Below are 26,780 nucleotides of genomic sequence, written 5' to 3'. Positions count from 1 at the left end.
AATTCACGCGGGCGTGGCGGAACTGGTAGACGCGCTGGATTTAGGTTCCAGTGACGAAAGTTGTGGGGGTTCGAGTCCCTCCGCCCGCACCAAGCGCTTATCGCGTTTGCACGGATTACTGAGGGGCCTTGGCTCCCGTTCGGAAGTTTTTCCGTCTGGGGCCGGGCTCGATGAACCACCGGCGTTGAGGCGTTTGCCTCGCGCTGGATCGATTAATGACAGCGTCCCGACGCGGTTAGCGTGCCGGGGCCGAACGAGAAGAAGATTGGACGCCATGCAGGTCACAGAAACCCTCTCGGAAGGTTTGAAGCACGAGTTCAAGATCAGCGTTCCCGCGTCTGATCTCGACGCCAAGGCTGGCGCCAAACTCGTCGACCTCAAGGACAAGGTACGCCTCAACGGCTTCCGTCCCGGCAAGGTGCCGGTCACTCACCTCAAGAAGGTCTATGGCCGCTCGGTGATGGCCGAGACCATCGACCAGACCATCCGCGACACCAACACCCAGCTGTTCTCCGAGCGCGGCTTCAAGCTCGCGACCGAGCCGAAGATCACGATGCCGACCGAGAAGGCCGAGGTCGAGGAGCTGCTGAACGGCAAGACCGATCTGACCTACACGGTTGCGATCGAAGTGGTGCCCGCCATCGCGCTCGCCGACTTCAAGAGCTTCCAGGTCGAGAAGCCCGTCGCCGACGTGTCCGATTCGGACGTCGACGAGGCGATCAAGCGCATCGCTGACAGCAACCGCACCTATGCCGCCAAGCCCGAGGGCGAGAAGGCGGCTTCCGGCGACCGCGTCACCATCAACTTCAAAGGCACCATCAACGGCGAAGCCTTCGAGGGCGGCACCGGTGAGGGCATCCAGGTCGTGATCGGCTCCAACAGCTTCATTCCGGGCTTCGAGGAGCAGCTGATCGGCATTGGCGTGAATGAGACGCGCACGCTGAAGGTCTCGTTCCCCAAGAATTACATGAGCGAGAAGCTCGCCGGCCAGCCGGCCGAGTTCGAGACCACCGCGACGCTGATCGAAGCGCCGCAGGACATCACCATCGACGACGACTTCGCCAAGACGCTCGGCCTGGAATCGCTGGACAAGCTGAAGGAAGCCGCGCGCGAGCGCCTGGCTGCCGAGTTCGCCGGTGCGACGCGCCAGCGCGTCAAGCGTGCGCTGCTCGATCGTCTCGATGAGGCGCATCGCTTCGAGGCGCCGTCCTCGCTCGTCGAGGAGGAGTTCAACCTGATGTGGAACTCGGTCAAGGCCGAGATGGATTCCGCCGGCAAGACTTTCGCCGACGAGAACACCACTGAAGAGGCGGCCAAGGAAGAGTACCGCAAGATCGCCGACCGCCGTGTCCGTCTCGGCCTCGTGCTCTCGGAGATCGGCGAGAAGAACAAGATTACCGTCACCGACGACGAAGTCGGCCGCGCGGTGATCGAGCGTGCGCGCCAGATGCCGGGCCGCGAGAAGGAAGTCTGGGACTTCTATCGCAACAATGCCCAGGCCTTGGCCCAGCTTCGTGCGCCGATCTATGAGGACAAGGTCGTCGACTTCATCCTCGAGCTTGCCAACGTGACCGAGAAGAAGGTCTCGCGCGAGGACCTGTACAAGGACGAAGAGGAAAAGACTGCAGCCTGAAGGCTTTGACACAGTCTTCTATTAAGGATGATCAGCGAACGGGCCCAGCTAGCCAGATGGCCGGCTGGGCCATTTTGCGAGAATCAGCTTCAAGTGCCGCAAAGGGCTCGGTGGATTAAGCCTTAATTCGCTCCGCACTTGTCTGGCGCGAATTGCGCTATATCTGTCGGTACCTACGCGTTCTACCTCTACCAACTTCCTGCATCACGGGACGTCCATCGGCCTTCAGGCACATCCAGTCCGACCGGCAGCCAAGATTGCAGCCAGGACTGGCGATGTCCGTCTCTAAAACCCTAGGTGACTCATGCGCGATCCGGTTGAAACCTACATGAACCTCGTGCCCATGGTGGTCGAGCAGACCAACCGTGGCGAGCGCGCCTACGACATTTTCTCGCGTCTGTTGAAAGAGCGCATCATCTTCGTGACCGGACCGGTCGAGGACGGCATGTCGACGTTGATCGTCGCGCAGCTGTTGTTCCTTGAGGCGGAAAATCCGAAGAAGGAAATCTCGATGTACATCAACTCGCCGGGCGGCGTGGTGACATCGGGCCTTGCGATCTACGACACCATGCAGTTCATCCGCCCGCCGGTCTCGACGCTGTGCACCGGCCAGGCGGCTTCGATGGGTTCCCTGCTGCTCGCCGCCGGCGAAAAGGATATGCGCTTCTCGCTGCCGAACGCGCGCATCATGGTTCACCAGCCTTCCGGCGGCTTCCAGGGCCAGGCTACCGACATCATGCTGCACGCGCAGGAAATCCTGAACCTGAAGAAGCGGCTCAACGAGATCTACGTGAAGCACACGGGCCAGACCTACAAGTCGATCGAGGATGCGCTGGAACGCGACAAGTTCCTGACCGCGAACGACGCCAAGGAGTTCGGTCTGGTCGACAAGGTCATCGACAAGCGCGCCGAAGAGGCCGCGCCTGCGAAGACCCCGTAGCAGGACCGGGACTGCGACGGCGATCGCCGCAATCGGTGGGGATCGTCAGCGCCGCGTTCGTGTCGGGAACGCGTTCGCGCGGGCGCAAAAAGCCGTTTTGCGCCCCGCGACAAGCAGAAAGTTCCGCTTTCGTGCTCGTTTTTTCGTGGTAATCCAGCAACGTCGGGGTGATTTCGGTCACTTCGCCCGTGCCAAGACCTGAAATCACGGTATTGTAACGGGTAGCCGGCGCCCCCCGATTAGCGAATTCTTGATAGTCGGGTGACAGCATGGTTGGCTACGATTGATCGGCTATGATCGCGGAGAATCGAGTGACCCTGATTCGCACTGGATGTAACGCGTAGGGTCTTTTTTGGTACGGAATTTGCTCTATTTGAATCCCTTACCCGCCAACGTTTCGGGATGGGACGATCGAGCGGACGGGATCGAACCGCGGACGGAGACATGAATGAGTAAGGTCGGCACGAGCGACTCCAAGAACACGCTATATTGCTCGTTCTGCGGCAAGAGCCAGCACGAAGTCCGCAAACTGATCGCGGGTCCCACGGTCTTCATCTGCGACGAGTGCGTCGAGCTCTGCATGGACATCATCCGCGAAGAGAACAAGTCTTCGCTGGTCAAGTCGCGCGACGGCATTCCGACGCCGAAGGAAATCTGCAAGGTGCTGGATGACTACGTCATCGGGCAGAGCCATGCGAAGAAGGTCCTGTCGGTCGCGGTGCACAACCACTACAAGCGCCTCAATCACCAGACCAAGCACAACGACGTCGAGCTCGCGAAGTCGAACATCCTGCTGATCGGTCCGACCGGCTCGGGCAAGACGCTGCTCGCCCAGACGCTCGCCCGCATCCTGGACGTGCCGTTCACCATGGCGGATGCGACCACGCTGACCGAAGCCGGCTATGTCGGTGAGGACGTCGAGAACATCATCCTGAAGCTGCTCCAGGCTGCCGACTACAATGTCGAGCGCGCTCAGCGCGGCATCGTCTACATCGACGAAATCGACAAGATCAGTCGCAAGTCCGACAATCCCTCGATCACGCGCGACGTGTCGGGTGAGGGCGTGCAGCAGGCGCTGCTGAAGATCATGGAAGGCACGGTGGCCTCGGTCCCGCCGCAGGGCGGCCGCAAGCATCCCCAGCAGGAATTCCTGCAGGTGGATACCACCAACATCCTGTTCATCTGCGGCGGTGCGTTCGCCGGCCTCGAGAAGATCATCTCGGCGCGTGGCCGGTCCACCTCAATCGGTTTCGCAGCACAGGTGATGGCGCCGGAAGACCGCCGGACCGGCGAGATCTTCCGTCACGTCGAGCCTGAGGATCTCTTGAAGTACGGCCTCATCCCCGAATTCGTCGGTCGTCTGCCCGTCGTGGCGACGCTCGAGGATCTGGACGAGACCTCGCTGAAGAAAATCCTCACCGAGCCCAAGAACGCGCTGGTGAAACAGTACCAGCGGCTGTTCGAGATGGAGAACATCGAGCTGACCTTCGCCGACGAGGCGCTTGGCGCGGTCGCCCGCAAGGCGATCGAGCGCAAGACCGGCGCGCGTGGTCTGCGTTCGATCCTCGAAGCGATCCTGCTCGAGACCATGTTCGACCTGCCGGGCCTGGAAGGTGTGGAAGAAGTCGTGATTTCCCGCGAAGTTGTGGAAGGCACGGCGCGTCCGCTCTACATCTACGCCGATCGGACCGATCGCGCGGTCGAGAACGCCAGCGCCTGATTTCCCGGCGCTGGAACGCTTCCTGCCGTCTTTGATAGTAGCGGCTGCGGACATCTCCTCCGCAGCCGGAATTGCGTCGCTTGCAGGTTGCGTAAGCGCCTGATGGCGCGTGTTTTTCAATGACTTGACACCCCCCCGGTCGATAGCCACCTAATGTCCGCGGCGAGCGAGAATTCTGTTCAAGATTCGCCTCAGTTTCGATCCGGCAAGCCCGGTCCAACCTAAGAAGGGTAGACCGGGTTCGTGGATCATCTCGGCACCTTGTGGCGGTTGCGCACCAGATGCGGGCTGCGTGCGAGGGGGCAAAGCAAAAGGAAAAGGCCATGACTAATCCAAAACCCCGGCCAACCATCGTCCATGGCGAGACGCACGCTTATCCCGTGTTGCCGCTGCGCGATATCGTCGTCTTCCCGCACATGATCGTTCCGCTCTTCGTTGGTCGCGAGAAGTCGATCCGCGCGCTCGAAGAGGTGATGAAGAACGACGCGCTGATCATGCTCGCGACGCAGAAGAACGCGTCCGACGATGATCCGGCGCCCGATGCCATTTACGAGACCGGCACGCTTGCCAGCGTTCTGCAGCTCTTGAAGCTCCCTGATGGCACCGTGAAGGTGCTGGTCGAGGGGCTCGAGCGCGCACGCGTGTCAAAATACACCGATCGCGCGGACTATTATGAGGCCACCGCCGTTGCGCTCGCCGACACCGATGCGAAGTCGGTCGAGGCGGAAGCGCTGGCACGCTCCGTCGTGTCCGACTTCGAGAGCTATGTGAAGCTCAACAAGAAGATCTCGGCGGAGGTCGTCGGCGTCGTGCAGGCGATCACCGATTTCGCCAAGCTCGCCGACACCGTTGCCTCGCATCTTGCGGTCAAGATCGCGGATCGGCAGGGCATCCTGGAGACGCTGTCCGTCACCACGCGCCTGGAGAAGGTGCTGGGCCTGATGGAGAGCGAGATCTCTGTGCTGCAGGTCGAGAAGCGCATCCGCTCACGCGTCAAGCGCCAGATGGAGAAGACCCAGCGCGAGTATTATCTCAACGAGCAGATGAAGGCGATCCAGAAGGAGCTCGGCGACGACGACGGCCGCGACGAGCTCGCCGATCTCGAAGAGAAGATCGCCAAGACCAAGCTCTCGAAGGAAGCGCGCGACAAGGCGCAGCATGAATTGAAGAAGCTGCGCCAGATGTCGCCGATGTCCGCGGAAGCGACCGTCGTGCGCAACTATCTGGATTGGCTGCTGTCGATCCCGTGGAACAAGAAGTCCAAGGTGAAGAAGGACCTGGAGCAGGCGCAGGCCATCCTGGACTCCGATCACTACGGTCTCGAGAAGGTCAAGGAACGTATCGTCGAGTATCTCGCGGTGCAGTCGCGCGCCAACAAGCTGACCGGGCCGATTCTGTGCCTCGTCGGACCTCCCGGCGTCGGCAAGACCTCGCTCGGCAAGTCAATCGCGAAGGCGACGGGGCGCGAGTTCGTGCGCGTGTCGCTCGGCGGCGTGCGCGACGAGGCCGAGATCCGCGGTCACCGCCGCACCTATATCGGCTCGATGCCCGGCAAGATCATCCAGTCGATGCGGAAGGCGAAGTCGTCCAATCCGCTGTTCCTGCTGGACGAGATCGACAAGATGGGCGCCGACTTCCGCGGCGATCCGTCCTCGGCCTTGCTCGAGGTGCTCGACCCCGAGCAGAACGGGACGTTTGCCGACCACTATCTGGAGGTCGACTACGATCTGTCGAACGTCATGTTCATCACGACCGCGAATACGCTCAATATTCCCGGGCCCCTGATGGACCGCATGGAGATCATCCGGATCGCGGGCTACACCGAGAACGAGAAGGTCGAGATCGCGCGCAAGCACCTGATCCCGAACGCGGTGTCCAAGCACGGCCTGGACTCCAAGGAATTCTCGATCGACGACGATGCGTTGCTGCTTCTGATCCGTCGCTACACCCGCGAAGCGGGCGTGCGCAATCTGGAGCGTGAGCTCTCCACGCTCGCCCGCAAGGCGGTGAAGGAGCTGATGATCTCCAAGAAGAAGTCGGTCAAGGTCACCGAGAAGACCCTGGAAGAGTTCCTCGGCGTGCCGAAGTACCGCTTCGGCGAGATCGAGAGCGAGGCGCAGGTCGGTATCGTGACGGGCCTGGCGTGGACCGATGTCGGCGGCGAGCTCTTGACCATCGAAGGCGTCATGATGCCCGGCAAGGGCAAGATGACGGTCACCGGCAACTTGCGCGACGTCATGAAGGAATCGATCTCGGCGGCGGCATCCTATGTCCGCTCGCGGGCGATCAACTACGGCGTCGAGCCGCCGCTGTTCGACCGGCGCGACATCCACGTGCACGTGCCCGAGGGTGCGACGCCGAAGGACGGTCCATCGGCGGGCGTGGCCATGGCCACCGCGATCATCTCGGTCATGACCGGCATCCCGGTCCGCCACGATGTCGCGATGACCGGCGAGATCACGCTGCGCGGTCGCGTGCTGCCGATCGGCGGCCTGAAGGAGAAGCTGCTGGCTGCGGCCCGCGGCGGCATCAAGACGGTGCTGATCCCCGAGGATAACGCCAAGGATCTCACGGAGATTTCCGATGCGATCAAGGGCGGCATGGAGATCATCCCGGTCTCGCGTCTCGACGACGTCATCGCCAAGGCGCTGGTGAAGAAGCCTGTGCCGATCGTCTGGGAAGAGGATACCAAGGTGACCGTGAAGCCCGACGGGGATGAGGCCGCCGGCGGCCTGACCGCTCACTGAGATCGCAACTTCAAAAACATGATAAAACGGCGCCTTCGGGCGCCGTTTTTATTGTGGGGAAGGGGATGGTGATGCAGGTCGACGGGCAGTGCCACTGCGGCAAGATCAGCTATGAGGCCGAGATCGATCCCGAGGCGGTGTCAGTCTGCCACTGCACCGACTGCCAGACCCTCACGGGCTCGCCGTTCCGGGTGACAGCCGTCTGCACGGCGGCCGATGTCAAGCTCACCAGCGGCATTCCCAAGGTCTACGGCAAGCGCGGTGACAATGGACGGATGCGTTTCCAGCACTTCTGCGCCGACTGCGGTTCCCCGCTGTTCACCAGCGGCGAGGGCGAGGAGGCCGACGACTGGGGCATCCGCTGGGGCTCGATCCGCCAGCGCGACAAATTGCGCCCAGTCAGGCAGATCTGGTGCCGGTCGGCTGCGGTGTGGATCGACGCGGTGCCGCTGCTGCCGGGCCGGCCTGGGGATTGAGGGGCTGGCTTGCCTAGCCGCAGCGTAGCCTGCGGCCCAAAGCCCGCCTTCGTCCAACGGCTTCGGCGCGGCAGCCTTCACTCGCTTCGCGTCAATGAAGTTCCTGGCTGGCCTGCCTAGCCAAAGCTCGCGAAGCTAGCGAAGGCTGGTGGGCGGTCACGGATTCGAACCGCGGACCCTCTCGGTGTAAACGAGATGCTCTAACCAGCTGAGCTAACCGCCCCACGGCGCCTCTTTAGCGCTCCACCGGGTCTCGGAGCAAGAGGTGGCCTTGTCATAAACCGGGCCCCTTTGCCCCCTGAACGGCGGCCGTCGTGGTATGACCCCGCCTGGAAAACGGCAGAGGCCCCAATGCAGAAACCGAGCGGACACGAACAAAACGCCGACCAGATTGCTTACTGGAACGGTCCCGGCGGGCAACGCTGGGCCGATCGTCACGCGGCACAGGAGAAAATCCTCGGACCTATCGCGGATGTCCTGATCGACCGCGCCAAGCCCAGGCCGGGCGAGCGCGTTCTCGACGTTGGCTGCGGCTCGGGGGCAACGACCTTTGCATTCGCGAAAGCGGTCGCACCTGACGGCTTCGCCCTTGGCCTCGACGTGTCCGATCCGATGCTGTCGCAAGCGCGGGCGTTCGCGCCGAAGGGCCTGCCGCTCGATTTCGTGCTGGCGGATGCGACGGTGTATCCGTTCGAGCCTGCGAGCTTTGACCTGCTCGCCTCGCGCTTCGGCGTGATGTTCTTTGCCGATCCGATTGCGTCCTTCACCAATCTTCGCCGGGCGCTCAAGCCGACGGGACGCCTTGCGTTCGTCTGCTGGCGCGAGCCGAAGGAAAATCCGTGGATGATGGCGCCGCTGATGGCGGTCTACAAGCACGTGCCGAAGATGCCGCCGGTCGGGCCGGAGGAGCCGGGTCCGTTCGCGTTTGCTTCCGAGGAGCGCGTGATGCGCATCCTCAAGGGCGCCGGTTGCGCGGACGTGGCGATGGAGCCGCATAATCTGCCGATGGACATCGCCATCGGCGGCGGGCTCGATGCGGCCGTCGACGGCTCGCTGCAGATCGGTCCCGCAAGCCGCGCGCTGCAGGGCCATCCGCCCGAGACGGTCGCGGCGGCCAAGGCCTCGATCCGCGAGACGCTGGCGCCGTTCGTGAAAGGACAGAGCGTCGCGCTTCCGGGCGCGATCTGGATCGTGACGGCAAAGGTGACGTAAGTCGCCGCTCTGACGGTGTTGATGGAGCTTCCCTCACACCACATCATCCGGGGCCAGGGCGCAGCCATTGTCCGGATGGGTCTCGACTTGAAGGGTGGTGTGACCGATGCGGAAGGTCGTCTTGAGCTGGTGCGCGGTCTCCATCAGGAACGCATCGGCGGTGCCTGATGGCATCACGAGATGACAGGTCAGCGCGGTCTCGGTGGTGGAGATCGGCCAGACATGGAGATCGTGGATCGCCGAAACGCCCGGTCGTGCCAGCAAGAATGTCTTGATCGCAACGAGGTCGGTGCCTCTGGGCGCGGCCGCCATTGACATGTCGATGGAGCCGCGCAGCAGGCTCGTCGTGCCCCATAGGATGCTGGCGCAGATCGCGAGGCTGGTGACGGGGTCGAGCCAGAGCCAACCGGTCCAGATGATCAACGCCGCCGAGACCACGACGCCGAGCGAGACCGCGGCGTCGGCAGCCATGTGCAGATAGGCGCCCTCGATGTTGATGTCGTCCTTGCGGCCGCTCGCAAACAGCATGGCGGTAAAGCCGTTGATGAGGATGCCGATGCCGGCGACCGCCATCACGGTGACGCCTGCGATGGGCTCCGGCTCGCGCAGTCGCAGGATCGCCTCCCAGCCAATCGCGCCGGTGGCGACCAGCAGGAACACCGCGTTGGCCAGCGCCGCCAGAATCGTGGAGGCGCGGAAGCCGTAGGTGAAGCGGCCGCTCGGCGCGCGCTTCGCCGCGACCGAGGCGCCCCAGGCAACGACCAGGCCGAGCACGTCGGACAGATTATGGCCGGCATCGGCGAGCAGGGCGGTGGAATTGCCGATATAGCCATAGACCGCCTCCGCCACGACCAGCGCGGTGTTGAGCGCGATGCCGATCGCGAACGCCTTGCCGAAATTGGCGGGCGCATGGACATGGGCCTGACCATGACCGTGGGAATGGTCATGGCCATGATCATGCGCGTGGCCGTGGTCATGATGGTGATGACCATGATGGTCGTGGCTACCCAAACCTGGCGCTCCCCCGCATCAGCCAAATCAGCCGCCATTGTAGGCGTTTCGTTCGTGCCGTCACGCCGGAACAACAGGTTGAGCGCCGGCAGCGCCAGCTCGTTGGCGCTATCGGGGGCCCGATCTTCGGAACTTGATGTCGCACGCGCCAAAACAAAAAGGCCCCAGCCCGGGGCTGACCGGCTGAGGCCTCTTTTGCTCACAATCTTCATCCGTTGGGACTTGCAGAGAGAATTCAGGTCTCGTCAATTCGTTCCGTCAGCCTGCAAAATTTAGGAACGTTCTCCGCTCCCCCTCATTAGCGCTCCGGAGCGTTTGAGGAGTTTGAGGAGGATGGGACTATGGACGGACTGATCTATCTGATTGGCCTGATCGTCGTGATCATGGCGATCTTGTCGTTCTTCGGCCTGCGCTGAGAGACGCGCTATGGCGATCGAAACTCTCGTGCAGGACAACGTCATGGAAGGCGGCTTTATCCCCGCCGAGGAGGGGCGGAGCATCCAGTGGAGCTCCGTCATCGCCGGCGCTGTTGCGGCAGGCGCAATGTCGTTCATTCTGGTCAGCTTCGGCGTGGCCATGGGCCTCGGTGTCAGCTCGGCCTCGCCGACCTGGCGCGATGCCTCGGCCGCGCTGGCGCTGTTATCAGGACTGTATCTGATCATCCAGGCGATCATCAGTTTTGGCTTCGGCGGCTACATCGCCGGCCGCACGGCTCGGCCGGCGCCGGCGCTGGCAACCATCGAGGATGACGGCGAACGGCGCGACGGGCTGCATGGGCTGACGTCATGGGCGTTGGCCGTGCTGATCGGTGCGGCGCTGCTGGCAATTATCGGTGCGGCTGCGCTCGACCGTTCGCCGATGCGCAGCGGCGCCGGCAACACGAGCTCCGCCGAGCCGTTGCTCAGCTACGAGCTCGACAAGCTGTTCCGCGCCCCACGCCGACCGCCTAACACTGACATGCGGGAGGCCCGTGCCGAAGCCGGGCGCATTCTGATGACGACATCGAGCCACAGCGGCATCAGCGTCGACGACCGTGCTTATCTGGTGCAGCAAGTCGCCGCGCTGACGGGATTGGGTGCGCCGGACGCCGAGCGGCGCGTCGATGCATCGATCGTCGAGGCCCATGCGGCGATCAACCGTGCCAGGCGCAATTCGGTGATCGTCGCTTTCTCGGTCGCAGCTGCGGCCCTGATCGGCGCCGCCGTGGCCTGGGCTGCGGCCGTCGCCGGTGGGCGGCACCGCGATGGCGAGCCGCTGCCGAGCTGGATGGCAAGCTCCAACCGCTTCCATCGCGGCCGGCGCGCCATGACGATGCCGTAAGGAGAAGGCTTAAGCCTTCTCCTCCCAGATCATCGCCAGATGCACGATGGTCTGCACCGCCTTCTCCATATCCTGCCGGCTCACCCATTCCAGCCGCGAGTGGAAGGCGTGCTCGCCCGCGAAGATATTGGGGCAGGGCAGGCCCATGAAGGAGAGGCGCGAGCCGTCGGTGCCGCCGCGGATCGCGGTCCGCATCGGACGCAGGCCGGCCCGGCGGATCGCCTCGATGGCATATTCGAGGATGTGCGGGTAACGATCGATCACCTGCTTCATGTTGCGGTACTGCTCGCGCACCTCGAACTTGTAGGTCGAGCGCGGGTAGTCCTTCATCACCTCCTTGACGATGGCCTCGAGCAGGGCCTCCTTTTCCTTCAGCCCTTCCTCGGTGAAGTCGCGGACGATGAAGGAGAGGGTCGCCTGTTCCAGCGCTCCTTCTATGCCGACCGGATGCAGGAAACCCTGCTTGCCTGAGGTGGTCTCGGGCGAGCAGCCTTCTTTGGGCAGGCGCTCGATGATGGCCGCCGCGATCTTGATCGCGTGCTCCATCTTGCCCTTGGCATAACCAGGATGGGCGCTGACGCCCGTGATGGTGATAGTGGCGCCGTCGGCAGAGAACGTCTCGTCCTCGACGCTGCCCGCGCTTTCGCCGTCCATGGTGTAGCCGAAGTCGGCGCCAAGCTTGTTGATGTCGACATTGTCGACGCCGCGGCCGATCTCTTCATCCGGCGTGAACAGGATTCTGATGGCGCCGTGCTTCACGTCAGGGTTGTTGATGAAGAAATGCGCGGCATCCATGATCTCGGCGACGCCGGCCTTGTTGTCGGCGCCCAGAAGCGTGGTGCCGTCGGTGGTGATGATGTCGTTGCCGATCTGGTGCTTCAGCGCGGGATGCTCGGTGAAGCGGATCACCTGGCTGGTATCGCCCGGCAGCGTGATGTCGCCGCCGCGATAGTTCTTCACGACCTGCGGCTTCACGTTCTTGCCGGTCACGTCGGGCGAGGTGTCCATGTGTGAGCAGAAACAGATCACCGGCACTTTCTTGGTCGTATTGGCCGGGATTGTTGCGTAGACATAGCCGTAATCGTCGAGATGGGCGTCGGCGATGCCCATGGCCTTCAGCTCTGTCACGAGAACGCGGCCGAGATCCTTTTGCTTCTCGGTCGATGGCGAGGCCGGGGAATTCGGATCCGACTGGGTGTCGATGGTGACGTAGCGCAGGAAGCGCTCGGTCACGGTGTGCGAAAAGGTCAGGGACATTTCTGGTCAAACCGCCGCGGCTGTGGGGGAGCAGATGCTGGGAAGCATCGATATACCAGAAAGCGGCGGCGTTGCGGCGTGCGAGACGCCGGATCAGGCTTAACGAGGCGTAAGCGCTCAGATCGCCTCTTTCAGCTCCTTGACCGGGCGGAACGCGACCTTCTTGCTGGCCTTGATGTGGATGGCTTCGCCCGTGGCCGGATTCCGGCCGGTGCGGGCGGCGCGCTTGCGGACCTGGAGGATGCCAAGCCCGACAATGCGGACGCGGTCACCCTTCTTCAGGTGCTTGGTGATGAGGTTGACCATGTCGGTCAGGACGGCCTCGGCATGCTTCTTGGAGACGTCCTGGCGTTCCGCGATATCGGCTGCAAGGTGTTTGAGGGTGATGGTGACGGGACTGGCTGCCTTCTTCGCCATGCTGTCTGGCCTCCTCGATTGCCAGGGAAGCCCCGGAAAAACCGGAAAAGCGCGGGGATCCCCTAAGTTCCTGGAAGGCGTAGACGATTCGGACGTGGGCTGACTATGCCGAGGGTTCCGTCGGCGTGCCGAGAACAGCCGGCGCAGCCGGGAAAGGCGTCGAGAATTTCGAGCTAAGACGATGAAGGGATTGCCAAAAATGGCGCGAGAGACGGGGCTCGAACCCGCGACCTCCGGCGTGACAGGCCGGCGCTCTAACCAACTGAGCTACTCCCGCGTGACGCGATGTCCGCGGAACGAGGGGGGACTTAAAGGCGGGGCTTGGTGAAGTCAAGGACGTTGCGATGCGCCGGAGCGTCTCGGCTAAGCATTGCCTGGGAAAACGAAAAAGGCCGCCGGACGGCGGCCTCTGGTCAGCCCGGAATAGGGCGTATCAGCGAATCTCGGCGGCCCCCGAACTCGTGACCGCCACCGGCTTGCCGGCCTTGATCACATGGGTGGACTGGGCGGTCTGGCTGAATTCGGCATTGGTGCGGGCTGCGATCCCGAAGGCGGCGACTGCGATGCCGGCCACCAGCGCCACCACCACGATCTTCAGGTGGGTACCCCGATCTGCAGAGTGAATTGAGTGGTTCATCGAAGCCTCCCGACGGGCTTTGGCGCCGTCTGCAGGCTGACGTCTTAAGGATCATCTGTTTCCGGATCGTTTCGCGGTTCCGCAAAATGGTTTCATTCTCCCCATTTCGCCGCTTCGTCCTGGGCAGTCTTACCTGCCGCGTAATCGCGCGGGCGTAATCCCCTCGTCATGATCGCTTCCATCGCCGCGAACCATCCGGCAAGGGAGAAGCCCCATGAACCGTCCAGCCATCCAAGCCTCGCTCCTCGAAACCGCCCAGCCGGCGGCGCGATCGCCCTATGTGACCGCCAGGGACGGCACCAAGCTGTTCGTGCAGGACTGGGGCAACGGAAAACCGGTGCTGCTGCTGTCGGCCTGGACTTTCGATGCCAGCATCTGGGGCAGTCACATCGAAGCTCTCACTGCGAAGGGCTTTCGTTGCGTTGCGCCTGATCGGCGCGGGCATGGCCGGTCCGAGATGCCGTCCACGGGTTATGACCTGGAGACCCTGACCGACGACGTCGCGGCGGTGATCGAGGCTCGCGATCTGCGCGACGTCACGCTGGTCGGCTTCTCGATGGGGACGGTCGAGGCAGTGAACTATCTCGGACGATATGGCTCGGACCGGATCGCTCGGCTGGTGCTGGTCGCGCCGACGACGCCGTTCCTGGTCCAGACCGAGGACAATCCGGATGCGGTGCCGAGGGAGATGATCGAGGCGGGCCACACAGCCATCGCCCGCGACTTCGCCAAATGGATCGCAGCGAACGAAGCGCCATTCTTCCTGCCCGAGACACCGGAGATCACGCGGAGCTGGATCCGCGACATGATGATGCGCGTGCCGCTGCCGGTGGCGCTGGCATGCCGCAAGACCATCTCCTTCTCCGATCTGCGCGCGGCTGCCGCCAGCATCGATCGCCCGACGCTGATCCTCCATGGCGACAAGGATGCCAGCGCGCCGCTGCCGTTGACAGGGGCGCAAGACCGCAAAGCTGATCAAGGGCAGCAGGCTCGTTGTCTACGAAGGCGGCCCGCATCCGCTGCCGCTGACGCATGGCGAGCGGGTCATTGCGGACATGCTCGCCTTCATGGCGGCTTGAGGGAAGCTCAGCTCGCCCTGACGATGTCGGCGCGGAGGGTCCGCGCCGCCCAGATGAACAGAAGCGCGCCGAGCGTGGTCGTGACCGCTGCGGAGAGCAGGGAATAGCGCACGGCCCATCATGGGCTGCGTCAGCCTTCGCGGATGTAATTCCCCGCTTCAAACTCTATTGGCGGCATGTTCGCATCGAAGGACACGCCGATCGGGTCACGGCCCGCTTTCATCGCTTCCAACTGCTCGCCCAGCATGCGCCGGATCATCAGGATGCCGCGGTCGCTCTGGCCGAAATGTTCCTCGGAATGAACGGTCACCGGGCCCTGGCCGACCTGGGCTTCGTAGTCGCCGGGGAATTGCTGGTGCTCTTCCTTCGTCATGTCCCACCAGAATTTGCCGTTGAACGTCGAGCGCATGCGGCCGATGTCGCCTGATGTCTTGACGCGACCGGCAACATAGATGCGGAAGGAGGTGTCGTCGATCGGCAGCGTCCAGCCGATCGACTNNTCGACACGGGCGAATTGCGCCACGCGCGGATTGGGCACCACGCGCAGCGTGGGCAGGGCGGCTTCGGTGACGCGGTAGAACACACGGCCATCGTCCTGCTTGCGGATCGAGCGAACGGCGATGCCGCGCGGCGTCTTGTCGAACGTCACCTCCGGCATCGCGGCCATCATGTTGGTGAATTGCGGCCCGAGAACGAGCCGTGCAGCACCGGCACGTGATAGGGATCGACCACGTTCTCGAAATGCTGCAGCCAGTTGCAGGGAATGATCGCCGGTCCGCCGCCGCCGATCGATGAATCGTCCGCCTCGACGAACTCGCCGTCGTCCATGTTTTCGAGGCACTCATAGCGCGGCAGGACCGGACGTCTCTCGGCCGGGCCCATATAGGCGAAGATCAGCCCGTAACGTTCCGCGACGGGATACCAGGGCTGGCGCACCTTGTCCTTGAACTGGCCGCCATCGGGCTCGCACGGCTGCTCCAGGCAAAGGCCCTCGGTGTCGAACTTCCAGCCGTGATAGCAGCAGCGGATGCCGTCCTCCTCGACCTTGCCGTAATAGAGCGTGGTGCCGCGGTGGCAGCAGCGCGCGTGGAGCAGGCCGGCGCGGCCGTGCTTGTCGCGGAACAGGATCAAATCTTCGCCGAGCGCGCGGACTTTCTTCGGCGTGTCGGTGGAATCGCCGGTGAGCCCGATCGGATGCCAGTAGCGGCGCAGCAGTTCGCCCATCGGCGTGCCGCGTACGACCGAAGTGAGCTCGGTGCGCGTCTGCGCCGGCTTCATCGCATAGGCCGTGCCGAAATCGCGATCGCGCTGGGTGGTCGTCATGCTGGTTCCTCCCGCCGCTGCCCTTGGGTAGGCCGGGTCGTTTTCAATGCGTTGACCCAGTGGAAAATAATTAGATGACAATGTCAACGATCTTCCCGGAGACCTCCCGGTCGCATTCGGAACAGATTGGAGAGGTTGCGCTACCAAGGCTCTACGACCACTTGGCACGTCCTGGCTTTCTTGGCAGAGGTGAGCCATGAGCCAGACTGTGAGCAGGGACGGGCGTGTATCGTCCGATACGGACGACAATCATTCGCCGGCCCCGATCACCGAGATGCTGTCGTCGCGGCTGATCGTGCTTGCCAATCTGCTCAAGCGCGGTGCCATCCTGCGCTACAAGCGTCTCGCTGGGTTGTCGTCGGTCGAGTTCGGTCTGGTCGCCTCGCTTGGCCGGCGGCCGCNGCCGATGAGCGTGGCGCGGCTCGCCGAAGCCGTCGGCCAGGACAAGGGCCAGATCAGCCGTGCATTGGCTGAGCTGGTCGCGCGCAAGCTGATCGAGAAGTCGGCAAATCCCAGGGATAGCCGCGAGGTGCTGGTGTCGCTGACGCCGGCAGGCCTCGCCGCGCATGATGTGATCGTCGAAGGCGCGCAGGAGCGCAACCGGATACTGCTGGCGCAATTGAGCAAGGACGAGCTCGAGACGCTGCTCGCTCAGATCGATCGTCTCACCGCGACCGCGGAGGCGATGCTCGAGGCCGAGAAGGATGCGCACTGATCGTTCGGTCATCTCCGGACATGACGCATTCGCCAAACGAGGCTCGGCCCCGTCGTGATGCATGGCTCGCCTGACCGCGCGGCCTTTGGATATGCTTCTTTGCGGTACCAGGCGTGCTCGCGGCCGCGACCGTCACGGGTCTGTTGGCTGCGCTGCTCGGGGGAATGTGGTCCAGTATGTCGCTCGGGTGACAGTCGGGGCCACGATCGCGGTCATTGGCTGCGTTGGGTGCGTCGCCGCAGCCAAAAAATCGGGCCATTTTCTGGGACGATCGGCGGCAAATAGCGGGGCGCGGTCCGTCCGCCGCAATCCCAGAACAGCTGCCCTGCAAAGCTGTGGCCGCCCTTGTCGCGTCCGGCGATCTGCTTCATACCAGCCGCGGGGTGATTCCGGGATTTCCACCGGTCCGGGAGCAGGAAAGGGCCTGAAAAGAGCGTGTCTTGCGCCCATTGGTGCACTGCGCTAAGGCTCAGAATAATTCCAAATCGGACGAATCCGTGGCTGTCCCGAGGCTGCGGGAAAAAGGGCTCGTCAATGAGCGGCATTCTACAGAACTATCTTCCACTCGTCGTCTTTATAGGGGTAGCGGCCATCATCGGCCTGGTGCTTCTGATGGCGCCCTTCATCGTGGCGTTCCAGCAGCCGGACCCGGAAAAGCTGTCGGCGTATGAGTGCGGTTTCAACGCCTTCGACGATGCCCGCATGAAGTTCGACGTCCGCTTCTATCTGGTCGCGATCCTCTTCATCATCTTCGACCTCGAGGTGGCGTTCCTGTTTCCCTGGGCGGTGGCGTTCGGCAAGCTTGGCGCGACCGGCTTCTGGTCCATGCTGGTGTTCCTCGCCGTGCTGACAGTCGGCTTCGCCTATGAATGGAAGAAAGGGGCACTCGAATGGGATTGAACCCTGTGCGGTCCGCTGGCCCGGCCATCGCGCCGGCCCCCAAGGGCATTCTGGATCCCTCCACCGGAAAGCCGGTCGGGGCCAATGATCCGTTCTTCCTCGAGGTCAATTCCGAGCTGTCCGACAAGGGCTTCTTCACGGCCGCGACCGACGATCTCATCACCTGGGCGCGCACCGGCTCGCTGATGTGGATGACCTTCGGTCTCGCCTGCTGCGCTGTCGAGATGATGCAGGTGTCGATGCCGCGTTATGACGTCGAGCGCTTCGGCTTTGCGCCGCGTGCCTCGCCGCGCCAGTCCGACGTGATGATCGTCGCGGGCACGCTGACCAACAAGATGGCGCCGGCGCTGCGCAAGGTCTACGACCAGATGCCCGAGCCGCGCTACGTCATCTCGATGGGCTCCTGCGCCAATGGCGGCGGCTATTATCACTATTCCTACTCGGTCGTGCGCGGCTGCGACCGCATCGTGCCGATCGACATCTACGTGCCGGGCTGTCCGCCCACGGCGGAAGCGCTGCTCTACGGCGTGCTGCTGCTGCAGAAGAAGATCCGCCGCATCGGCACCATCGAACGCTAAGGTTTTACGTCATGGACGACGCCAAGCTCGACGCCCTGGGGCAGACGATCGTGAGCGCGCTTCCGGGCGCCGCCACCGGCTATCAGGTGGCCTTCAACCAGCTCACGGTCGATGTCGAGGTCGCCAAGATCGTCGAGGTGGTCAAGTACCTCCGCGACGATCCGAACTGCCGTTTCGTCAACTTCACCGACATCACGGCGACCGACTATCCGTCGCGCGAAAAGCGTTTCGACGTGATCTATCATTTCCTGTCACCCACCCTGAACACCCGCATCCGCCTCAAGGCCCAGGCCGACGAGACCACGCAGGTGCCGTCGCTGATCGAGGTGTTCCCCGGCGCCGACTGGTTCGAGCGCGAGGCCTACGACCTCTATGGCGTGTTCTTCGTCGGTCATCCCGACATGCGACGCATCCTCACCGATTACGGCTTCGAGGGGCATCCGCTGCGCAAGGATTTCCCGCTGACCGGCTTCCTCGAGGTCCGCTACGACGACCAGGAGAAGCGCGTGGTGTACGAGCCCGTCCGGCTCAACCAGGAATTCCGCAAGTTCGATTTCCTCTCGCCGTGGGAAGGGGCGGACTATCCACTTCCCGGCGACGAGAAGGCGAAGCAGTGAGTAGCGCGTCATGAACGAGCAACCTGAAAACCTTCGCAACTTTACGATCAACTTCGGACCGCAGCATCCGGCGGCGCATGGCGTTCTTCGTCTTGTGCTTGAATTGGATGGTGAGGTCGTCGCGCGCGTCGACCCGCATATCGGTCTCTTGCACCGCGGCACCGAGAAGCTGATCGAGCAGAAGACCTATCTACAGGCGATCCCTTATTTCGACCGGCTCGACTACGTCGCGCCGATGAACCAGGAGCACGCCTTCTGCTTAGCCGCCGAAAAGCTGCTCGGCATCGAGGTGCCGCGCCGCGGCCAGCTGATCCGCGTGCTCTATTGCGAGATCGGCCGCATTCTCTCGCACCTTCTCAACGTCACCACGCAGGCGATGGACGTCGGCGCCCTGACCCCGCCGCTGTGGGGTTTTGAAGAGCGCGAGAAGCTGATGGTGTTCTACGAGCGCGCCTCGGGCAGCCGTATGCATGCAGCCTACTTCCGCGTCGGCGGCGTGCATCAGGACCTGCCGCAGAAGCTGATCGACGATATCGAGGCCTGGTGCGATCCGTTCCTGAAAGTCGTGGACGACCTCGACCGCCTGCTCACTGCCAACCGCATCTTCAAGCAGCGCAACGTCGACATCGGCGTGGTGTCGCTGAAGGAAGCCTGGGAGTGGGGTTTTTCGGGCGTGATGGTGCGCGGCTCGGGCGCTGCCTGGGACCTGCGCAAGTCGCAGCCCTATGAGTGCTACGCCGAGATGGATTTCGACATTCCGATCGGCAAGAACGGCGATTGCTACGACCGTTACCTGATCCGCATGGAAGAGATGCGTCAGGCCGTGCGCATCATGAAGCAGTGTATCCAGAAGCTGAACGCACCTGACGGCAAGGGCCCCGTCGTCGTCGAGGACAACAAGGTCGCACCGCCCCGTCGTGGCGAGATGAAGCGCTCGATGGAAGCGTTGATCCACCACTTCAAGCTCTACACCGAAGGCGTTCATGTGCCGGAAGGCGAAGTCTACGCCGCGGTCGAGGCGCCCAAGGGCGAGTTCGGCGTCTATCTCGTCTCTGACGGCACCAACAAGCCCTACAAGTGCAAGATCCGCGCGCCGGGCTTTGCCCATCTCCAGGCGATGGACCACATCTGCCGCGGCCATCTGCTCGCCGACGTCTCGGCCATTCTCGGCTCGCTCGACATCGTGTTCGGAGAGGTCGATCGGTGATGGCGCAGGCGCCAATCCAGTTTGACCGTGCCTCGGGGGCCCTTGAAGGGGCCAACCTGTGGGAGCGGACGGCTGCCTTGGCGCTGGTGACGGGATCGAAGATCTCCTCGCATTTCTCGCATATGGGGTACATCGCCTGCGCGAATTTGCTGCGGAAGACGCTGCCCGAGCGCAACATTGCCATCAAGCTCAACCCGGACGCGGTGTTCGAATTTCCTTACGGCGATGGCTATTGGAGCAAGCTGCTCAACCGTTCCTATTGCTACGAGGACGAGCTGGAGCTGTTGTTCGCCGACTCCATCGACGTCGATTACACGTTGCTCGATTGCGGCGCCAATTACGGCTACTGGTCGGTACTGGTATCGAGCAGGCCGTTCGGCGCGCACAAGGCGATCGCGATCGAGCCGTCGGGCCAGAACTATCCGAAGCTCGCCAACAATGCCCGCATCAACGGCAATCGCTTCGAGACCATGAAGTGCGCGATCGGCGCCGCCCGCGGCACCGCGCGTCTCTCCGGCACCAAGCACGAAGCCTTCAGCATCGCCGGCGCCGCGTCGGCTGGCGGTGAAGAAGTGCCTGTCCTTGCGCTCGACGACCTGATCGACGACGGCAAGGTTGCAGCGACTGGCAAATACCTGATCAAGCTCGACGTCGAGGGCGTCGAGATCGAGGCGATCAAGGGCGGCGCCCGCCTGCTTCAGACCGACAGCGTCATCATGTGCGAGGAGCACGGCAGCGACCGCTCGCATGCGGTGTCGCGCTACATCCTCGAACAAACCCCCTTGAAGCTGATCGTGCTCGATCCGCGCACCAACCGGCTGGAGACCGTGACCGAGCTGTCGATCCTCGACCGCATCAAGGTCTCGACCCATGTCGGCTACAACGTTTTCGGCACCGCAAGCGCGTTCTGGCGGGACAGGATCGATGCCCTGAACGCCAAAAACGCGCGCCGTATGCAGTGAGAGATTAAGAGATGTCCGTTCGCCGATTAGCACCGAAGGAAGTCCAGCCCGCGAGCTTTACGTTCACGGAGGAGAACCTCGCGTTCGCCAAGCAGCAGATCGCGAAATATCCGGCCGGACGCCAGGCCTCGGCCGTCATCGCCATTCTCTGGCGCGTCCAGGAACAGCACGAGGGCTGGGTGTCGGAAGCCGCGATCCGCGCCGTCGCCGACCTGCTCGACATGCCCTATATCCGCGTGCTCGAGGTCGCGACCTTCTACACAATGTTCCAGCTCGCACCGGTCGGCAAGAAGGCCCACGTCCAGGTCTGCGGCACCACGCCGTGCCGGCTGCGCGGTGCCGAAGAGCTGATCCATGTCTGCGAGAGCCGGATCCATCACGATCCCTTCCACCTCTCCAAGGACGGCAATTTCAGCTGGGAAGAGGTGGAGTGCCTCGGGGCCTGCGTGAACGCGCCGATGGTGCTGATCGGCAAGGACACCTATGAGGACCTGACCGCGGAAAGCTTTGGCAAGGTGCTCGACGGCTTTGCCTCGGGCAACCCGCCCAAGCCCGGCCCGCAGAACGGCCGCCAGTTCTCCGCACCGATGGGCGGGCCGACCACGCTGAAGGAGACCTCCTGATGGGTCTTCCGTCCAAGGCGAACCGTGGGAGCGAAGCCGTGAAGAAAGTTGGCTTCATCGCCATGCACGCCGCGCTCGCCGCCACCTTCATGTTCCTGCTGCAGCGCTTCGTGATGAACGCGACGCAGGAAACCAGTCTGCTCTGGGCGCTGACCTTCGCCGTCTGCGCCGCCGGGCTTGCCTACAAGCAGGCCAACCGTTGATCGGAAAGCACTGATATGCTCGAGGACAAGGACCGTATCTTCAAGAACCTCTACGGCCTCCACGATTGGGGGCTCGAGGGCGCGCGGCGCCGCGGCGCCTGGGATGGCACCAAGAACATCATCGACAAGGGCCGCGACTGGATCATCAACGAGATGAAGGCCTCGGGGCTGCGCGGCCGTGGCGGCGCCGGCTTCCCGACCGGTCTGAAGTGGTCCTTCATGCCGAAGGAATCCACCGACGGCCGTCCGAGCTATCTCGTCGTTAATGCCGACGAATCCGAGCCCGGCACCTGCAAGGACCGCGAGATCATGCGGCACGATCCGCATCTCCTGGTCGAGGGCTGCCTGATCGCGAGCTTCGCGATGAACGCGCATGCCTGCTACATCTATGTCCGCGGCGAGTTCATCCGCGAGCGCGAGCGCCTGCAGGCCGCGATCGACCAGGCCTATGAGGCCAAGCTGATCGGCAAGGACAACGTCAACGGCTGGCCGTTCGACCTCTATGTCGCGCACGGCGCCGGTGCCTATATCTGCGGCGAGGAGACCGCGCTGCTCGAAAGCCTCGAAGGCAAGAAGGGCCAGCCGCGCCTGAAGCCGCCGTTCCCGGCCAATGTCGGCCTGTTCGGCTGCCCGACCACCGTCAACAACGTCGAGTCCATCGCCGTTGCCCCGGACATCCTGCGCCGCGGCGCGGCCTGGTTCGCCGGCATCGGCCGTCCGAACAATGTCGGCACCAAGCTGTTCTGCATCTCCGGTCATGTCGAGCGGCCCTGCAACGTCGAAGAGGCCATGGGCATTCCGTTCCGTGAGCTGATCGACAAGCATTGCGGCGGCGTTCGCGGCGGCTGGGACAACCTCAAGGCCGTGATCCCCGGCGGCTCGTCGGTGCGCATGGTGCCAGCCGAGCAGATCATCGACACGCCGATGGATTTCGACAGCCTGAGCAAGCTGCGCTCGGGTCTCGGCACCGCGGCCGTGATCGTGATGGACAAGTCGACCGATTTGATCCGCGCCATCGCGCGCATCTCCTATTTCTACAAGCATGAGAGCTGCGGCCAGTGCACGCCGTGCCGCGAGGGCACGGGCTGGATGTGGCGCGTCTTGACCCGCATGGCTGAAGGCCGTGCGCATAAGCGCGAAATCGACATGCTGCTCGAGGTGACAAAACAGATCGAGGGCCACACCATCTGCGCGCTCGGCGATGCGGCCGCCTGGCCGATCCAGGGCCTGATCACGCATTTCCGTCACGAGATCGAAGCGCGCATCGACCAGTATTCGCACAAGGCCGATGTCGATGACATCGGCGTCCGCGATCCCGTGAACATGGTCGCGGCGGAGTAGAGAGAATGACCGACGAACCCGACAACATCGTGCTTGCCTTGCTGCGCAAGATCGATCAGCGAACCGAGCGGATGGCAGACGATCTGCAGGATCTAAAGGTGCCCGTAACCGCGACGGAAGAGGGCTTGGCCGGAGTGAAACGTAGACTTGATCGGCTGGAGATTCGCGTCGACCGGATCGAGAGACGCCTCGAGCTGACCGACGCATCGCATTGAGAGAATTGAGCCAATGACCAAGCTCATCATCGACGGCAAAGAGATCGATGTCCCCGCCGATTACACGCTGCTTCAGGCGTGCGAGGCGGCCGGCGCCGAGATTCCGCGCTTCTGCTACCACGAGCGCCTGTCGATCGCCGGCAATTGCCGGATGTGCCTCGTCGAGGTGAAGGGCGGCCCGAAACCGGTCGCATCCTGCGCCTGGGGCGTGCGTGATTGCCGTCCGGGCCCGAAGGGCGAGCCGCCGGAGATTTCGACGCGTTCGCCGATGGTGAAGAAGGCACGCGAAGGCGTGATGGAATTCCTTCTGATCAACCATCCGCTGGACTGCCCGATCTGCGACCAGGGCGGCGAGTGCGACCTGCAGGACCAGGCGATGGGCTACGGTGTCGACACCAGCCGCTTCGCCGAGAACAAGCGCGCGGTCGAGGACAAGTATCTCGGCGCGCTGGTCAAGACCTCGATGAACCGCTGCATCCAGTGCACGCGCTGCGTCCGCTTCTCGGCGGAAGTCGCCGGCGCTCCCGAAATGGGCGCGACGGGGCGCGGCGAGGACATGGAGATCACGACCTATCTCGAGCACGCGCTGACCTCGGAGCTGCAAGGCAATCTCGTCGACATCTGCCCGGTCGGCGCACTGACCTCGAAACCTTATGCTTTCGCTGCGCGGCCCTGGGAGCTCGGCAAGACCCAGTCGATCGACGTCATGGACGGCGTGGGCTCGGCGATCCGCGTCGACACCCGCGGCCGTGAGGTGATGCGCGTGCTGCCGCGCATCAACGAGGCCGTGAACGAAGAGTGGATCTCCGACAAGACCCGCCACATCGTCGACGGTCTGCGCACCCAGCGCCTCGACCGGCCCTATATCCGCGAAGCCGGCAAGCTGCGTGCGGCGAGCTGGCAGGAAGCCTTTGCGGCGATCGCCTCCAAGGCGGCGCGCACCGACGGCAAGCGCATCGGCGCGATCGCCGGCGATCTCGCCGGCGTCGAAGAGATGTTCGCGCTGAAAGACCTGCTCGCCAAATTCGGCTCGGCTAACCTGGCGGTGCAGGGTGGCGACGCCTTCGATCCCGCGCTCGGCCGCGGCTCCTACATCTTCAACCCGACGCTGGCAGGGGTCGAGCAGGCGGATGCGCTGCTCATCATCGGCGCCAATCCGCGAAAGGAGGCGGCCGTGTTCAACGCCCGCATCCGCAAGCGCTGGCGCGCCGGCGGCTTCAAGGTCGGCGTGATCGGCGCCAAGGTCGATCTCACCTATGACTATGACCATCTCGGCGCAGGCACCGAGACGCTCGGTGAGCTCGCCGCCGGCAAGCATTCCTTCATGGACGTGCTGAAGAACGCCAAGAACCCGATCATTCTCGTTGGCGCAGGCGCGGCCGCGCGCCACGACGGCGCTGCCATTCTGGCTGCCGCCGCCAAGCTCGCGCTCGACGTCGGCGCGGTGAAGGACGGCTGGAACGGCTTCGGCGTGCTGCACGAGACCGCCTCGCGGGTCGGCGCGCTCGACATCGGCTTCGTCCCCGGTCAGGGCGGGCTCAACGCCGCGCAGATGACAACGTTCGGCACGCTGGACCTCTTGTTCCTGCTCGGCGCGGACGAGATCAAGGCGCCGGACGGCACTTTCGTCGTCTACATCGGCACCCATGGCGACCGTGGCGCGCATCGCGCCGACGTGATCCTGCCGGCGGCCGCCTACACCGAGAAATCAGCGATCTACGTCAACACCGAAGGTCGCGTGCAGATGACCGGTCGTGCCGCGTTCCCGCCCGGCGAAGCCCGCGAGGACTGGGCGATCGTCCGTGCGCTCTCGGAGGCGCTCGGCAAGAAGCTCGGCTATGACTCTCTTAGCGCGCTGCGCCAGGCGATCTTCAAGGCCGTGCCGCATCTGATCCGTCTCGACCAGATCGAAGCCGGCTCCGCCGACCAGATCAAGAAGCTGGCCGGGAAGGGCGGCTCGCCCGAGAAGGCGCCGTTCAAGCCTGTCATCGAGGACTTCTATTTGACCAACCCAATCGCGCGTGCGTCCGCCGTGATGGCGGAATGCTCGCGGCTTGCCTCCGGGCAGATGCTGACCGCAGCGGAGTGAGCTGATGGAATTCTTCGAAAGCGCATTCTGGACCGGCTTCCTCTGGCCGCTGATCATCATGATCGCGGAGAGCGTGCTGGTGCTCGTCGTGCTCTTGATCGCGATCGCCTACATTTTGCTGGCCGACCGCAAGATCTGGGCGGCGGTGCAGATCCGCCGCGGCCCGAACGTGGTCGGGCCCTGGGGCCTGTTCCAGTCCTTCGCCGACCTGCTCAAATTCGTGCTGAAGGAGCCGATCATTCCGTCAGGCGCCAACAAGGGCGTATTCCTGCTGGCGCCCTTGGTGTCCTGCGTGCTCGCGCTGGCGGCCTGGGCGGTGATCCCGACCGATCTCGGCTGGGTGATCTCCGACATCAATGTCGGCATCCTCTTCATCTTCGCGATCTCGTCGCTGTCGATCTACGGCATCATCATGGCCGGCTGGTCGTCGAACTCGAAGTATCCGTTCCTGGCCGCGCTGCGCTCGGCGGCGCAGATGGTGTCCTACGAAGTCTCGATCGGCTTCGTCATCATCACCGTGCTGCTCTGCGCCGGCACGCTGAACCTGTCGGCCGTGGTCGAGGCCCAGCATGTCCGCGGCCTTGCCAGCCTGATCGGGCTGCCGCAGCTCACCATCCTGAACTGGTACGTCTGGCCGCTGTTCCCGATGTTCGTGGTGTTCTACGTCTCGGCGCTGGCGGAAACCAACCGTCCGCCCTTCGACCTCGTCGAAGCTGAATCCGAGCTGGTCGCCGGCTTCATGGTCGAATACGGCTCGACGCCGTATCTCTTGTTCATGCTCGGCGAGTACGTCGCGATCGTCACCATGTGCGCGATGGCCACGATCCTCTTCCTCGGAGGCTGGCTGCCCCCGGTGGACCTGCCGCCGTTCAACTGGGTGCCGGGGATCATCTGGTTCTCGCTGAAACTGTTCTTCATGTTCTTCCTGTTCGCGATGGCAAAGGCGATCGTGCCGCGCTACCGCTACGACCAACTGATGCGCCTCGGCTGGAAGGTGTTCCTGCCGCTCTCGCTGGTGATGGTGGTGGTGGTGGCGGGCGTGCTGCAATTCGCCGGCATCGCGCCGAAGTGAGGGCCGTCATGGGTATCAACATCAACGCCACCGCGCGCTCGCTTCTGCTGTCGGAATTCGTCTCGGCGTTCTTCCTCGCCATGCGCTATTTCTTTCAGCCGAAGCCGACGCTGAACTATCCGTTCGAGAAGGGCCCGATCTCGCCGCGCTTCCGCGGCGAGCATGCGCTGCGCCGCTATCCGAACGGCGAAGAGCGCTGTATTGCCTGCAAGCTGTGCGAAGCGGTCTGCCCGGCGCAGGCCATCACCATCGAGGCCGGCCCGCGCCGCAACGACGGCACCCGCCGCACCGTGCGCTACGACATCGACATGGTGAAGTGCATCTATTGCGGCCTCTGCCAGGAGGCCTGTCCGGTCGACGCCATCGTCGAAGGTCCGAACTTCGAATTCGCGACCGAGACCCGCGAGGAACTGTTCTATGACAAGGCCAAGCTGCTCGCCAACGGCGACCGCTGGGAACGCGAGATCGCGAAAGCGATCGAGCTCG

Annotated in this window: 25 protein-coding genes, 3 tRNA genes and 4 pseudogenes; 23 read left to right on the top strand and 9 right to left on the bottom strand. The window is 63.5% G+C overall.

Features of this window, described 5'->3' with window-relative positions; genetic code table 11:
• Positions 1-7 precede the first annotated feature (7 nt).
• The 6 genes from AOQ71_RS33425 to AOQ71_RS33400 all read left to right on the top strand — a co-directional run bounded on the left by AOQ71_RS33425 (position 8) and on the right by AOQ71_RS33400 (position 7,516).
• Positions 8-92: transfer RNA gene (locus AOQ71_RS33425), tRNA-Leu, on the top strand.
• 182 nt (positions 93-274) lie between these two features.
• Positions 275-1,633 carry a trigger factor gene (gene tig, locus AOQ71_RS33420; RefSeq protein ID WP_057756251.1) on the top strand — a complete coding sequence of 453 codons (1,359 nt, stop codon included), beginning with the start codon at positions 275-277 and terminating at the stop codon, positions 1,631-1,633.
• Positions 1,634-1,937: 304 nt separating this feature from the next.
• Positions 1,938-2,573, top strand: a complete 636-nt coding sequence (locus AOQ71_RS33415; RefSeq protein ID WP_057756249.1) for an ATP-dependent Clp protease proteolytic subunit — start codon at positions 1,938-1,940, stop codon at positions 2,571-2,573.
• Positions 2,574-3,021: 448 nt separating this feature from the next.
• The gene (clpX, locus tag AOQ71_RS33410; RefSeq protein ID WP_018642420.1) at positions 3,022-4,293 is read left to right on the top strand and encodes an ATP-dependent Clp protease ATP-binding subunit ClpX; all 1,272 of its coding nucleotides are present in this window, start codon (positions 3,022-3,024) and stop codon (positions 4,291-4,293) included.
• A 323-nt stretch (positions 4,294-4,616) separates the two neighbouring features.
• Entirely contained in the window at positions 4,617-7,040 is a 2,424-nt protein-coding gene (gene lon, locus AOQ71_RS33405) for an endopeptidase La (protein ID WP_057756759.1), read from the top strand.
• A gap of 71 nt (positions 7,041-7,111) precedes the next feature.
• Positions 7,112-7,516 (top strand): GFA family protein, encoded by a 405-nt coding sequence (locus tag AOQ71_RS33400; RefSeq protein WP_057756757.1) that lies wholly within the window; start codon positions 7,112-7,114, stop codon positions 7,514-7,516.
• A gap of 146 nt (positions 7,517-7,662) precedes the next feature.
• On the opposite strand, the gene AOQ71_RS33395 is transcribed toward AOQ71_RS33400, so the two are convergent.
• Positions 7,663-7,739, bottom strand: a tRNA-Val gene (locus tag AOQ71_RS33395).
• A gap of 128 nt (positions 7,740-7,867) precedes the next feature.
• Here AOQ71_RS33395 and AOQ71_RS33390 point away from each other — a divergent pair.
• Positions 7,868-8,728 (top strand): class I SAM-dependent methyltransferase, encoded by an 861-nt coding sequence (locus AOQ71_RS33390; protein WP_057756246.1) that lies wholly within the window; start codon positions 7,868-7,870, stop codon positions 8,726-8,728.
• Between the two features lie 33 nt (positions 8,729-8,761).
• Here AOQ71_RS33390 and AOQ71_RS33385 read toward each other — a convergent pair whose 3' ends face one another.
• Positions 8,762-9,739, bottom strand: a complete 978-nt coding sequence (locus tag AOQ71_RS33385) for a cation diffusion facilitator family transporter (protein ID WP_057756243.1) — start codon at positions 9,737-9,739, stop codon at positions 8,762-8,764.
• 426 nt (positions 9,740-10,165) lie between these two features.
• Between AOQ71_RS33385 and AOQ71_RS33380 the strand changes: the two genes are divergently transcribed.
• On the top strand, positions 10,166-11,059 hold the full coding sequence (locus tag AOQ71_RS33380; protein WP_057756240.1) for a hypothetical protein: 894 nt from the start codon (positions 10,166-10,168) through the stop codon (positions 11,057-11,059).
• Between the two features lie 9 nt (positions 11,060-11,068).
• Here the strand turns inward: AOQ71_RS33380 and pepT are convergent, their stop codons facing one another.
• From pepT to AOQ71_RS33360, 4 genes are all read right to left on the bottom strand, one after another.
• Positions 11,069-12,316, bottom strand: coding sequence for a peptidase T (gene pepT / locus AOQ71_RS33375; RefSeq protein WP_057756237.1), 1,248 nt, complete (start codon positions 12,314-12,316; stop codon positions 11,069-11,071).
• A 117-nt stretch (positions 12,317-12,433) separates the two neighbouring features.
• Positions 12,434-12,733: an HU family DNA-binding protein gene (locus tag AOQ71_RS33370; protein ID WP_057756233.1), complete on the bottom strand. Its 300-nt coding sequence runs from the start codon at positions 12,731-12,733 to the stop codon at positions 12,434-12,436.
• A gap of 200 nt (positions 12,734-12,933) precedes the next feature.
• Positions 12,934-13,010 (bottom strand) — tRNA-Asp (locus AOQ71_RS33365).
• Positions 13,011-13,166: 156 nt separating this feature from the next.
• A complete protein-coding gene (locus AOQ71_RS33360) occupies positions 13,167-13,370 on the bottom strand; it encodes a hypothetical protein (protein ID WP_057756230.1) in 204 nt (67 codons plus the stop codon).
• Positions 13,371-13,584: 214 nt separating this feature from the next.
• On the opposite strand from AOQ71_RS33360, the pseudogene AOQ71_RS33355 reads away from it, so the two are divergent.
• Positions 13,585-14,367 (top strand): annotated as a pseudogene (locus tag AOQ71_RS33355) (alpha/beta fold hydrolase); the annotation flags it as partial.
• Positions 14,368-14,579: 212 nt separating this feature from the next.
• Here the strand turns inward: AOQ71_RS33355 and AOQ71_RS49010 are convergent.
• A pseudogene (locus tag AOQ71_RS49010) lies at positions 14,580-14,947 on the bottom strand (SRPBCC family protein); the annotation flags it as partial.
• 2 nt (positions 14,948-14,949) lie between these two features.
• Positions 14,950-15,772: pseudogene (locus AOQ71_RS49005) on the bottom strand (Rieske 2Fe-2S domain-containing protein); the annotation flags it as partial.
• A 196-nt stretch (positions 15,773-15,968) separates the two neighbouring features.
• Between AOQ71_RS49005 and AOQ71_RS49000 the strand changes: the two are divergent.
• Positions 15,969-16,173: pseudogene (locus AOQ71_RS49000) on the top strand (MarR family winged helix-turn-helix transcriptional regulator); the annotation flags it as partial.
• A gap of 1 nt (position 16,174) precedes the next feature.
• Positions 16,175-16,487: MarR family winged helix-turn-helix transcriptional regulator (locus AOQ71_RS48995; RefSeq protein WP_245317299.1), on the top strand; the 313-nt coding region annotated here is incomplete at its 5' end.
• Between the two features lie 212 nt (positions 16,488-16,699).
• On the opposite strand, the gene AOQ71_RS45590 is transcribed toward AOQ71_RS48995, so the two are convergent.
• Positions 16,700-16,858 (bottom strand): hypothetical protein, encoded by a 159-nt coding sequence (locus AOQ71_RS45590; protein WP_157083743.1) that lies wholly within the window; start codon positions 16,856-16,858, stop codon positions 16,700-16,702.
• A gap of 163 nt (positions 16,859-17,021) precedes the next feature.
• Between AOQ71_RS45590 and AOQ71_RS33340 the strand changes: the two genes are divergently transcribed.
• From AOQ71_RS33340 to nuoI, 12 genes are all read left to right on the top strand, one after another.
• Positions 17,022-17,387, top strand: coding sequence for an NADH-quinone oxidoreductase subunit A (locus AOQ71_RS33340; RefSeq protein WP_057756224.1), 366 nt, complete (start codon positions 17,022-17,024; stop codon positions 17,385-17,387).
• The gene (locus AOQ71_RS33335) at positions 17,378-17,965 is read left to right on the top strand and encodes a NuoB/complex I 20 kDa subunit family protein (protein WP_057756221.1); all 588 of its coding nucleotides are present in this window, start codon (positions 17,378-17,380) and stop codon (positions 17,963-17,965) included. Before AOQ71_RS33340 ends, AOQ71_RS33335 begins: the two co-directional genes overlap by 10 nt.
• Before the next feature lie 11 nt (positions 17,966-17,976).
• A complete protein-coding gene (locus AOQ71_RS33330) occupies positions 17,977-18,582 on the top strand; it encodes an NADH-quinone oxidoreductase subunit C (RefSeq protein ID WP_057756219.1) in 606 nt (201 codons plus the stop codon).
• Between the two features lie 10 nt (positions 18,583-18,592).
• The gene (locus AOQ71_RS33325; protein WP_057756216.1) at positions 18,593-19,789 is read left to right on the top strand and encodes an NADH-quinone oxidoreductase subunit D; all 1,197 of its coding nucleotides are present in this window, start codon (positions 18,593-18,595) and stop codon (positions 19,787-19,789) included.
• The gene (locus AOQ71_RS33320; protein WP_057756213.1) at positions 19,789-20,751 is read left to right on the top strand and encodes an FkbM family methyltransferase; all 963 of its coding nucleotides are present in this window, start codon (positions 19,789-19,791) and stop codon (positions 20,749-20,751) included. The genes AOQ71_RS33325 and AOQ71_RS33320 overlap by 1 nt, the downstream gene beginning before the upstream one ends.
• An 11-nt stretch (positions 20,752-20,762) precedes the next feature.
• Complete coding sequence (gene nuoE / locus AOQ71_RS33315) at positions 20,763-21,374, top strand: NADH-quinone oxidoreductase subunit NuoE (RefSeq protein ID WP_057756211.1); 612 nt, start codon at positions 20,763-20,765, stop codon at positions 21,372-21,374.
• Positions 21,374-21,577 (top strand): hypothetical protein, encoded by a 204-nt coding sequence (locus AOQ71_RS33310; RefSeq protein WP_057756207.1) that lies wholly within the window; start codon positions 21,374-21,376, stop codon positions 21,575-21,577. The genes nuoE and AOQ71_RS33310 overlap by 1 nt, the downstream gene beginning before the upstream one ends.
• 15 nt (positions 21,578-21,592) lie before the next feature.
• Positions 21,593-22,918, top strand: a complete 1,326-nt coding sequence (gene nuoF, locus AOQ71_RS33305) for an NADH-quinone oxidoreductase subunit NuoF (RefSeq protein WP_057756205.1) — start codon at positions 21,593-21,595, stop codon at positions 22,916-22,918.
• A 5-nt stretch (positions 22,919-22,923) separates the two neighbouring features.
• Positions 22,924-23,133 carry a hypothetical protein gene (locus tag AOQ71_RS33300; protein ID WP_057756202.1) on the top strand — a complete coding sequence of 70 codons (210 nt, stop codon included), beginning with the start codon at positions 22,924-22,926 and terminating at the stop codon, positions 23,131-23,133.
• Between the two features lie 13 nt (positions 23,134-23,146).
• Positions 23,147-25,222, top strand: a complete 2,076-nt coding sequence (gene nuoG, locus AOQ71_RS33295) for an NADH-quinone oxidoreductase subunit NuoG (protein WP_057756199.1) — start codon at positions 23,147-23,149, stop codon at positions 25,220-25,222.
• Between the two features lie 4 nt (positions 25,223-25,226).
• Positions 25,227-26,294, top strand: a complete 1,068-nt coding sequence (nuoH, locus tag AOQ71_RS33290) for an NADH-quinone oxidoreductase subunit NuoH (RefSeq protein WP_083514661.1) — start codon at positions 25,227-25,229, stop codon at positions 26,292-26,294.
• Between the two features lie 14 nt (positions 26,295-26,308).
• The coding region (nuoI, locus tag AOQ71_RS33285) for an NADH-quinone oxidoreductase subunit NuoI (protein WP_057756755.1) at positions 26,309-26,780 on the top strand (472 nt) is incomplete at its 3' end.

Origin of the sequence: Bradyrhizobium manausense (assembly GCF_001440035.1) — a bacterium.
Taxonomy (GTDB): domain Bacteria; phylum Pseudomonadota; class Alphaproteobacteria; order Rhizobiales; family Xanthobacteraceae; genus Bradyrhizobium; species Bradyrhizobium manausense.
This window is presented reverse-complemented; position numbering and strand designations above follow the sequence as displayed.